The following is a 9,257-nucleotide window of genomic DNA, read 5'->3' as shown; positions in this document are numbered from 1 at the left end:
CGTCGACCTCGACCCCGGAGAGGTCGCCGCCCGCGGCGTGGATTTCGCCGGCCTCGCGATCCCAGTCGATCTCGGCACCCATCCGGTCGAGGACCTCGACGATCGCGGTGTCACCCTGCGCGCTCGGCTGGGCACCTTCGACGACGACGCCCTCGCCCCCGTTTGCGGCGACTGCCCCCGCGGCGGCGAGGTAGGAGATCGAGGAGAAGTCGCCCGGCACCGCGTAGCTTCCCCCCGAGGGGGCGTACTGCTGGCCGCCGGGGACGCGGAACCCCGAGTCGGTGTGTTCGGCGTCGACGCCGAACGCGTCGAGCACCTCGAGCGTAATTTCGACGTACGGCGCCGACTTGAGTTCGGTTTCGAGGTCGATCTCGATTCCCTCGTCGGTGACCGCGCCGGCCATCAGCAGCGCGGTGATGAACTGCGAGGACACGTCGCCGGGCATCGAGACCGTCCCGCCCGAGAGGGAGTCACCGACGACCAGCGGCGCCTGCCCGTTCCGGCGGGTGCTCTCTGCGCGTGCGCCGAGGTCCTCGATCGCGTCGAGCAGCGGTCCGTGGGGGCGGGAGCGAAGCGAGTCGTCGCCCGTGAGGACTGTCAGTCCGTCGGCGAGCGCCCCCGCAGCCGTCACCAGTCGGGTCGTCGTCCCGGAGTTCTCGCAGTCGATCACGTCGTCGGGCACCGCGGGGCGCCCGTCGAACCCCTCGATCGTGAGCGTTCCCGCCTCGAGTCGCGAGCGGTCGACCGTGCCGCCGAATGCCGAGACGGCGCGCATCGTCGCCCGGGTGTCGGCGCTGACGAGCGGACTCTCGACGGTCGCCTTGTCGGCGTAGCCCGCGGCGAGGATCGCCCGGTGCGTGTAACTCTTCGACGGCGGTGCGCGACAGCGGCCGGCGACCCGAGATTGGGAGACGTGTTGCTTCATGCTCCCCCCTGTGACTGCCGGGGGGATGAGTCCACCGGAGCCGGTTTTTGAAGTACGATGTCGGGACCACCCCCTGTGTGATCTGAGAACCGCCGCGAGATGGTTCGCGGTTGTGCGGCCAGCCGTCTCGCGTCGATCCGGGCCGCCTGTTCGCTAAGGCCGCCAGCGACTGCGCTGGGCGTCGACAGTGCCTACTCCCCAGCGACGTCGGCGCCTGCCGACTCCGCCATCGCCCCGGCCAGCACCCGCGCCGCGCTCGCGCAGTCGTCCCAGTCAGTCCACTCCCGCGGGTTGTGGCTGATTCCGTCCGCCGACGGCGCGAACAGCAGCGCCGCTTCGGTCACGTCGGCGACGTGCATCGTGTCGTGTGCGGCGCCGGAGTGGAGGTCCATCGTCCGGATTCCGGCCTCCTCGCCCGCGCGGTGAGCGGCCGCGCGGAGCGACTCGCTCATCGGCGTCGGTTCGAGGTCGAACGGTCGCGAGAACGATGTCTCGACGCCGCGGTCGGCTTCGACGATCGCGAGGCTGGATCGCGTTGCCTCGACGATCGTCTGCATCGACTGGTACTCCACGTCCCGGATGTCGACGCCCATCTCCACCTTCCCGGGCACGACGTTGGTCGCGTTCGGCGATACGGAGAGCGAACCGACGGTTCCGACCGCGGTCTCGCTCTCGGACTCGACCACGTCGTTGGCGGCGGCCTCAACGTCCAGCACCACCTCCGACGCGGCGGCGAGCGCGTCGGTCCGCTCGTCCATGGCCGTCGCGCCGGCGTGGTTCGCTTCCCCGACGATCTCGGCCTCGCAGTGAGTGATCCCGGTTATCGTGGTCACCACGCCGACCGGGACGCTCTCGCGCTCCAGTTGGGTGTCCTGTTCGACGTGGAGCTCGTACCACGCCTCCCAGTCGCCGGCGTCGAGTCGCCCCTCGCCGCGGAAGCCGATCCGTTCGAGAGACTCCTCGAGGCTGATCCCCTCCTCGTCCTTGATCGCGAGCGCTTCTTCCACCGACCGCTCGCCGACCGCGACCGACGAACCCAGTAAGCCGTCGGCGAAGCGCTGTCCCTCCTCCTCGGTGAAGGAGACCACGACCAGCGGCCGCGACGGCTCGACGCCGGCGTCCTGCATCGCCCGCACCGCCTCCAGCGCCGCGTACACTCCCAGCGGGCCGTCGAAGATGCCGCCCTCCGGAACGGAGTCGACGTGGCTCCCTGCCGCGACGGGGGCGGCGTCGGGGTCGGCAGATTCGGGTACCCACGTCCCCGCGACGTTCCCGACGGCGTCGACGGTCACGTCCAGTCCGACATCCTCCATCCGTTCGACCAGCATCTCGCGAGCGGCGCGGTTGGCGTCGGTCCCGGTGAGGACGGTCCGCCCGCGCCCCTCGTCGACCTCGATCTCCCCGTGCTCCGCGTTGCGTTCGATATCCCTCCGCAGGCGGTCGGCGTCGATCTCCATGCCCGACTGTGACGGGGCGGGCGCCTTACCAGTACCTCTCGCGGCGGACGGCCCACCGGAGGCGTGGTGCTTAACCCCGGCGACCGCCTCCTTCGGAACGAATGGAGAACGCCGGCGTCGACGCGTTCACCCACCTCGGCCCGGCGGTTCGGGAAGCCCTCTCCGAACAGGGGTTCTCGACGCCGACGGAGCCACAGCGGCGGGCGATCCCGCCGCTGGCGGCGGGGGAAAACGCGCTCGTGATCGCGCCCACCGGGACTGGCAAGACCGAGACCGCGATGCTCCCGGTGCTCGATCAGATCGCCGCGAGCGAGGAGCGACACGGCATCTCGGCGCTGTACATCACCCCGCTCCGTGCGCTGAACCGCGACATGCTCGAACGGCTGGAGTGGTGGGGCGAGACGCTCGATCTCGAGGTCGACGTGCGCCACGGCGACACCACCGACTACCAGCGGAGCAAGCAGGCCGACGACCCGCCGGACGTGCTGATCACCACCCCCGAGACGGTGCAGGCGATGCTGACCGGGGAGAAGCTCCGGCGGGCGCTCTCGGACGTGGAGCACCTGATCGTCGACGAGGTCCACGAGCTCGCCGCCTCCAAGCGCGGGGCACAGTTGACGATCGCGATGGAGCGGATTCGGGAACTCTCCGGGCCGTTCCAGCGGATCGGCCTCTCGGCGACCGTCGGCGACCCCGACGAGGTGGCGAAGTTCCTCACCGGCGCCGTACAGGGCGAGCGGCGCACGCAGCGGGACTACCGAATTGTCGAGGTCGACGCCGGCTCGAAGATCGACATCGACGTGGTCCGCCCGGAGATCACCGAGTCCGACCGGAAGCTGGCGGGCGAACTCGCGACCGAGCCCGAGATCGCCAGCCACGTCCGGTTCGTCCGGGACGTGGTCGCCGAAAACGAGTCGACGCTCGTGTTCGTCAACACGCGACAGACCGCCGAGGCGCTCGGCTCGCGGTTCAAGAGCCTCGACGCGCCGATCGGGATCCACCACGGCTCGCTCTCGAAGGACGCCCGGATCGAGGTCGAGGAGGCGTTCAAGGCCGGCGAGATCGACGGGCTCGTCTGCACGTCGTCGATGGAACTGGGGATCGACGTGGGACGGGTCGATCACGTCGTGCAGTACGGCTCCCCGCGCGAGGTCGCACGCCTACTCCAGCGCGTTGGGCGAGCGGGACACCGCCGGGATCAGGTCTCGAACGGGACCGTCGTCGTCTCCGACCCCGACGACGCCAGCGAGGCGATGGCGATCGCCCGCCGCGCCGTCGCCGGCGAGGTCGAACCCGCGGGTATCCACGAGGGGAGCCTCGACGTGCTCGCGAACCAGATCGTCGGCCTGCTGATGGACGAGGGGGAGATCGACGCCCGCGAGGCGTACGAGCGGATCACCCGAGCGTACCCGTTCCGCGACCTCCCCGAGGAGACGTTCCGCGAGGTCGTCCGCGAACTCTCCTCGAACCGGCTGCTCTGGCTGGAGGAGGACCACGACCGCATCGAGAGCTCCGGCGGGACGTGGCAGTACTACTACGCGAACCTCTCGATGATTCCCGACGAGGAGAAGTACGAAGTGTACGACGTCTCCTCCCGCCGCGGGATCGGATCGTTGGACGAGCGGTTCGTGGTCAACTTCGCCGAGCCGGGGTCGGTGTTCGTCCAGCGCGGCGAGATGTGGCGCGTCGACCGCGTCGACGACGAGGAGGAGCGCGTCGAAGTCTCGCCCGTGCAGGACCCGGGCGGCGAAGTGCCGACGTGGGTCGGGTCGGAGATCCCCGTTCCCGCGGCAGTCGCGAACGAGGTGGGCGACCACCGCGAGGTGGCGGCTCAGCAGTTCGAGAACGGAGCGAGGCTCTCCGCGGTGGCGTCGGAGTTTACGACCCGCTACCCGGTCGACGTCGGGACCGCCGAGACTGCACTGGAGCCGGTCGAACGGCAGGTCGAAGCCGGTGCGCCGGTGCCCACCGCGGAGCGACTGGTGCTCGAGTCCCAAGGCCGGACAGTCGTGCTCAACAGCCCGTACGGCCACCAGGTGAACGAGACGCTCGGGAAGCTCTGTTCGGCGCTGGTCGGCCAGCGGACGGGCTCCTCGGTCGGAATGGAGGTCGACCCGTACCGCGTCGAGTTCGAGGTCCCCAGCGGCGTCGGCATCGCGGCGTTCGACGAGGTGTTACGCGAGACGGACCCGAGCCACGTCGAGGCGATCATCGAACTCGCGCTCAAGAACTCCGACGCGCTGAAGTTCACGCTCAGCCACGTCGCCGCCAAGTTCGGCGCGCTCAAGCGCTATCAGGGACAGGGGCGCTTCGGCGCGGATCGGCTGCTCGCCGCGCTGGAGGACACGCCCGTCTACGAGGAGGCGCTCCGACAGGTGTTCCACGAGGATCTGGCGCTCGAAGAGACGAAAGACCTGCTCGAGGCGATCCAGTCCGAGGACGGCAGCGTCGAACTGACGACCGCCCGCGAGCGCACGCCCATCGGCGCGGGCGGGCGCTCGACCGGCGGGGAGTTCCTCGTCCCGGACGACGCCGACGCGAGCGTGATCCAGACGGTCCGTGACCGACTGGAGGGCGACCGCGTGCTGCTGTTCTGTGTCCACTGTAAGGACTGGAACCGCCGGCAGGAGGTGGGGAAGATCCGCGAGCCGATCGAGTGCCCGAACTGTGGCTCGACCCGGATCGCGGCGCTCAACCCCTGGGCCGACGAGGTCGTCAAAGCGACCCGGGCCGAGCAGAAGGACGAAGAGCAGGACCGTATGACGCGGAAGGCGTTCAAGTCCGCCAATCTGGTGCAGGAGCACGGGATGAAGGCGGTCCGGGCACTGGCGGCCCGCGGGGTCGGCCCGCAGACGGCGGCGCGGATCATCGCGAAGTTCCGGGAGGACGAAGCCGACTTCTACCGGGACATTCTGGAGCAGGAGCGGCAGTACGCACGGACCAAGAGCTTCTGGTGACTCGGCTCTCGGTCAGATCTGGACCGCTCCCCTGCTGATCTGTACGCTCTCCGCTCGAACTGTCTGTATCCACTCTTCTGCATCATCCCGTCTCGGACCTCGGCGCGGTAGAAATTGCTATCGCGATATGTGATTTATCACTGGGTCTCGAACGAGAAACTGCTCGAACTGGCCCCTCAAGGGCAGTCTGTGCCCCGCAGTAACGGGAACCTCGATCGACAGTATCTCGATCGGCCGCCGAGCCCACTGACTGCCACAGACTTCCTTCGCGATCTGCCTCGGCACAGTTTCTGTCCCGCGAGCGACTTCCCTCGGGCGTTTTCGGGATACCGGCGCCGATGTCGGATCCCGTGTTGACGTTTACCAATGTTTATGCCGAGCCCTCCCCTACCGCGCGAACGCGAGCCACGCATGAGCCAGCCGACCACCGATAGGGGCGTCCTCGACCAGTTCGAGCAGCGCCTGTACGACGAAGTATCGATCGACGAGCCGTGGGACCTCCTCGAGGAGTTCGCCACGCTGAACCGAGTGTCGGGCAGCGACGACGAGGTCGCGGCCGCGGACTACGTCTGTGACCGACTCGACGCGAACGGCGTCACGTACCGGCGCCACGAGCCTGAACTCTACATCAGCCAGCCCCACGGCGCGACCATCGAGACGATCGGGAAGGAGTTCGAGCCCGGACCGATCAAGACCGTCTCGTTCTCGGCGTCGACGACCGTCTCCGGTCCCGTCGAGTACGTCGGGAGCGCCGGCGGCGATCTGCTCGAGGAGGAGGACGACCCCCGGGAGCCGTACCACGACGTCGGCGACCTCTCGGGCCGGATCGCCCTCACGAAGGCGGGCAGCCTCTCGATCCGCGCGGTCAGGAAGCTCTCGGAGAAGGGCGCGATCGGCGTGATCGCGATCCACAAGCACGACCGCGAGCCTCACAACGGGATCGCGACGCCGATCTGGGGCGGTGCCCCCCGGTACGACGAGCGCGAGAAGATTCCGGACGTGCCGATCGCCAACGTCAACAGCCCCGACGGCGAGACGCTGCGGGAGTGGGCCGAGAGCGACGAGGGACTCGAGATCGAACTTTCGACGGACCTCACGACCGACTGGATGGAGTGTCCGGTCGTCGTCGCCGAGATCGAAGGGGAGGCCGACCCCGAGAACGACGACTTCGTGCTGCTGCACGGCCACTACGACTCGTGGTACGTCGGGGTGACGGACAACGCGACCGGCGACGCCGGGCTGCTGGAGGCCGCCCGAGTGTTCGAGCAGCACAGTGACGAACTCGACCGGAACCTCCGGATCGCGTGGTGGCCCGGACACTCCACCGGGAGATACGCCGGCTCCACGTGGTACGCCGATCAGTTCGCCCAGGAGCTGGCCGAGCGCTGCGTCGCGCAGGTCAACATGGACAGCCCCGGCGCGAAAGACGCCACCGAGTACACCGACATGTCCTGCTGGACGCCCGAGGCCCACGATCTCGTGGGCGACGCGATCGACGACGTGACGGGCGCGCCGTACGAAGAGCACTTCCCGTACCGTGCGGGCGACTACTCCTTCGACAACCTCGGCATCACCGGCTTCTTCATGCTCTCCTCGAACATCCCGGCCGAGATCAGGGAGGAACGCGGGTACCACCCGGTCGGCGGCTGCGGCGGCAACTCCGACGCCTGGCACGTCTCCACCGACACCCTCGAGAAGGCCGGCGAGGACGAGCTTCTGCGGGACATCCGGCTGTACGTGATCTCGGTCGCCCGCGTGCTGAACGCGGACGTGCTGCCGTTCGATCACGCCCGGACCGCCGCGAAGCTCCGCGAGGCCGTCCAGCGTTACGACGAGGCGGCGGGCGACCGGTTCGACTTCTCGCCGACGCTCAACCGGCTGGACGCGCTGAAAGCCGAGATCGAGGCGTTCCAGGACGCCGCGGAGGCGGGCGAGATCGACGCGACGACGGCCAACGACACGATCACGTCGCTCTCCAGAGTGCTGACTCGGCTCTACCTCGTCGAGCGCGGACAGTTCGAGCAGGACCCGGCGACGGGGCGCGAGCCGTTCCCGCGCTTCTCGGTCGCCCGGAAGTTCGAGGTCGTCGAGGGCGACGAGGTCGGCTTCGTCGAGACACAGCTCACCCGTGAGCAGAACACGGTCGTCGGCGAACTGGAACGGGCGCGTTCTATCGTCGCGGACGCGATGGGGGGTGGTGCCTGATGGTCGACGTCTGCTACCTCGTCCCCGGCGTCGGCCTGCCGAACGACGAGCAGGCTCGCCGCGAGCGCGTCGCGAACGAACTCACGCCGGACCACGTCGACGTGACGGTGGTCGAGGCCGACGGTCCCGGCCCGACCAGCATCGAGAGCGCCGTCGAGGAGTACTGGTGTGTCGTCGGGTCGATGAAGACCGCCCACCGCATCCAGTCGGAGTTCGACGCGCTGGTGATCGGCTGCTTCGGCGATCCGGGCATCCGCGCGCTGCGCGAACTGCTCTCGATCCCGGTAGTCGGGCCGGCGGAAGCGACCATCCACACCGCCGCGATGATCGCCGACCGCTTCACCTGGCTCACCATCCTCGAAGCGACGGCGCCGATGAGCTACGAGCAGGCCCACGAGCACCACCTCTCGGACCGCTGTGTGAGCGTCCGCTCCGTCGACGCCCCCGTCGAGTCGATCGATCACGGCGACGACGACCTCGTCGAGCGCATGGTACGCGAGGGAAAGGCCGCCGTCGAGGAGGACGGCGCCGAGGCGCTGTTCCCCGGCTGCATGAGCCTCTCGTTCGCCCAGCGGCACGACGAGATCGAGGAGCGCGTCGGCGTGCCGTTCCTCGACCCCGCGAGCATCGCGCTCGAACAGGCGGCCGCGTGGGCACGCCACGGCGTCGCCCAGAGCTCGAAAACCTACCCTGAGCCGAAGTTCGAGAAGCTCGGCGACCTGTTGGGTGGGTCCGCCGCCGCGGCCGACGACTGAGGCGCGGCGACGGCCAGCCGCGCCTCTGTGACGACTGAAACGCGGCGGCAGACAGCCGCGTTTCGGTGATGACTAATCGCTGCGACGGGCAGCCGCGTTTCGGAGAGAGCGCCGAGACACCCGGCCGCTTGGCCCCCGCGAAGCTATTTGGTGGATCCGTCGTGAGGAACCCGTATGGACGACGACCAGTCCGTGACGGCCGACAATATCGGAGCGTATGCCCGGCGGGCACGGTTCGACCCGGACCGGTTCGACCCGGCGGAGCAGGCAGCCGCGATGGCGGCACAGGACGACCTCGTCGCCCGGCTCGACGAACTCGAAGCGCCGAGTCCGCCCGATCGGGAGTTCTGGGACCCGACCGACGACGACCCGAACGCGGCGTTTCTCACCCGGTGTGACCTGCAGCGAACCGACGAAGGGGTGCTGTCGGGGCTGACGGTCGCCGTCAAGGACAACGTCGCGGTCGCGGGCCTCCCGATGACCGCCGGGTCACCGCTGTTCGCCGATCACGTCCCGGCCGAGGACGCGACCGTCGTGGACCGAATACTCGACGCCGGCGGGCGCATCGTCGGGAAGGCCAACATGGACGAGTTCGCGCTCGGCGGCGACGCCGCGACGATGCGGTTCCGGCTGGCGCGGAACCCAAACGACACCGACCACCAGCCCGGCGGCTCCTCGGCCGGTAGCGGGGTGGCCGTCGCGGACGGGCTCGCGGACGTGGCGCTTGGGAGCGACACCGGCGGTTCCGTCCGCTTCCCCGCCTCGTTCTGTGGCGTCGTCGGGCTGAAACCCAGTCGGGGGCTCGTCCCGACGACGGGGTTCGTCCAGTTCTCCAAGCTCAACGACGAGATCGGCGCGCTCGCGGGCGGCGTCGAGGATGGACCGCACCGCGGGCGCCACCTCATTGCTGTTCATACTTGTACACTAATGTACGGAACTGTTCAAAAGACTTGCGACC

6 protein-coding genes (1 of these 6 only partly in view) are annotated in these 9,257 nt (G+C 69.0%); 4 read left to right on the top strand and 2 right to left on the bottom strand.

Annotation, left to right across the window (positions count from 1 at the left end; all coding sequences use genetic code 11):
- Together ACFR9S_RS04575 and ACFR9S_RS04570 are read right to left on the bottom strand one after the other, a co-directional pair.
- A partial coding sequence (locus ACFR9S_RS04575; RefSeq protein ID WP_379818152.1) for a 3-phosphoshikimate 1-carboxyvinyltransferase occupies window positions 1–925 on the bottom strand: 925 nt, incomplete at its 3' end.
- A gap of 191 nt (window positions 926–1,116) precedes the next feature.
- Complete coding sequence (locus ACFR9S_RS04570; RefSeq protein ID WP_379730932.1) at window positions 1,117–2,382, bottom strand: M20 family metallo-hydrolase; 1,266 nt, start codon at window positions 2,380–2,382, stop codon at window positions 1,117–1,119.
- A gap of 101 nt (window positions 2,383–2,483) precedes the next feature.
- Here ACFR9S_RS04570 and ACFR9S_RS04565 point away from each other — a divergent pair, with 101 nt between their 5' ends.
- From ACFR9S_RS04565 to ACFR9S_RS04550, 4 genes are all read left to right on the top strand, one after another.
- Window positions 2,484–5,339: a DEAD/DEAH box helicase gene (locus ACFR9S_RS04565; RefSeq protein ID WP_379730933.1), complete on the top strand. Its 2,856-nt coding sequence runs from the start codon at window positions 2,484–2,486 to the stop codon at window positions 5,337–5,339.
- Between the two features lie 411 nt (window positions 5,340–5,750).
- On the top strand, window positions 5,751–7,544 hold the full coding sequence (locus ACFR9S_RS04560) for a M28 family peptidase (protein WP_379730934.1): 1,794 nt from the start codon (window positions 5,751–5,753) through the stop codon (window positions 7,542–7,544).
- On the top strand, window positions 7,544–8,299 hold the full coding sequence (locus ACFR9S_RS04555) for an aspartate/glutamate racemase family protein (protein WP_379730935.1): 756 nt from the start codon (window positions 7,544–7,546) through the stop codon (window positions 8,297–8,299). The genes ACFR9S_RS04560 and ACFR9S_RS04555 overlap by 1 nt, the downstream gene beginning before the upstream one ends.
- 174 nt (window positions 8,300–8,473) lie before the next feature.
- Window positions 8,474–9,257, top strand: partial view of an amidase gene (locus ACFR9S_RS04550; protein ID WP_379818151.1) — the 5' portion only. Its footprint extends 683 nt past the window's final position; only the first 784 of its 1,467 coding nucleotides appear in the window; its start codon is at window positions 8,474–8,476; its stop codon lies off the right edge, out of view.

The organism is Halolamina salina, from assembly GCF_042678005.1.
GTDB lineage: Archaea > Halobacteriota > Halobacteria > Halobacteriales > Haloferacaceae > Halolamina > Halolamina salina.
This window is presented reverse-complemented; position numbering and strand designations above follow the sequence as displayed.

What these genes read in the sequence shown, in the direction of transcription:
- ACFR9S_RS04570 (WP_379730932.1), bottom strand. Translation starts at nt 2,382, where the DNA reads ATGGAGATCGACGCCGACCGCCTGCGGAGGGATATCGAACGCAACGCG.
- ACFR9S_RS04565 (WP_379730933.1), top strand. Translation starts at nt 2,484, where the DNA reads ATGGAGAACGCCGGCGTCGACGCGTTCACCCACCTCGGCCCGGCGGTT.
- ACFR9S_RS04560 (WP_379730934.1), top strand. Translation starts at nt 5,751, where the DNA reads ATGAGCCAGCCGACCACCGATAGGGGCGTCCTCGACCAGTTCGAGCAG.
- ACFR9S_RS04555 (WP_379730935.1), top strand. Translation starts at nt 7,544, where the DNA reads ATGGTCGACGTCTGCTACCTCGTCCCCGGCGTCGGCCTGCCGAACGAC.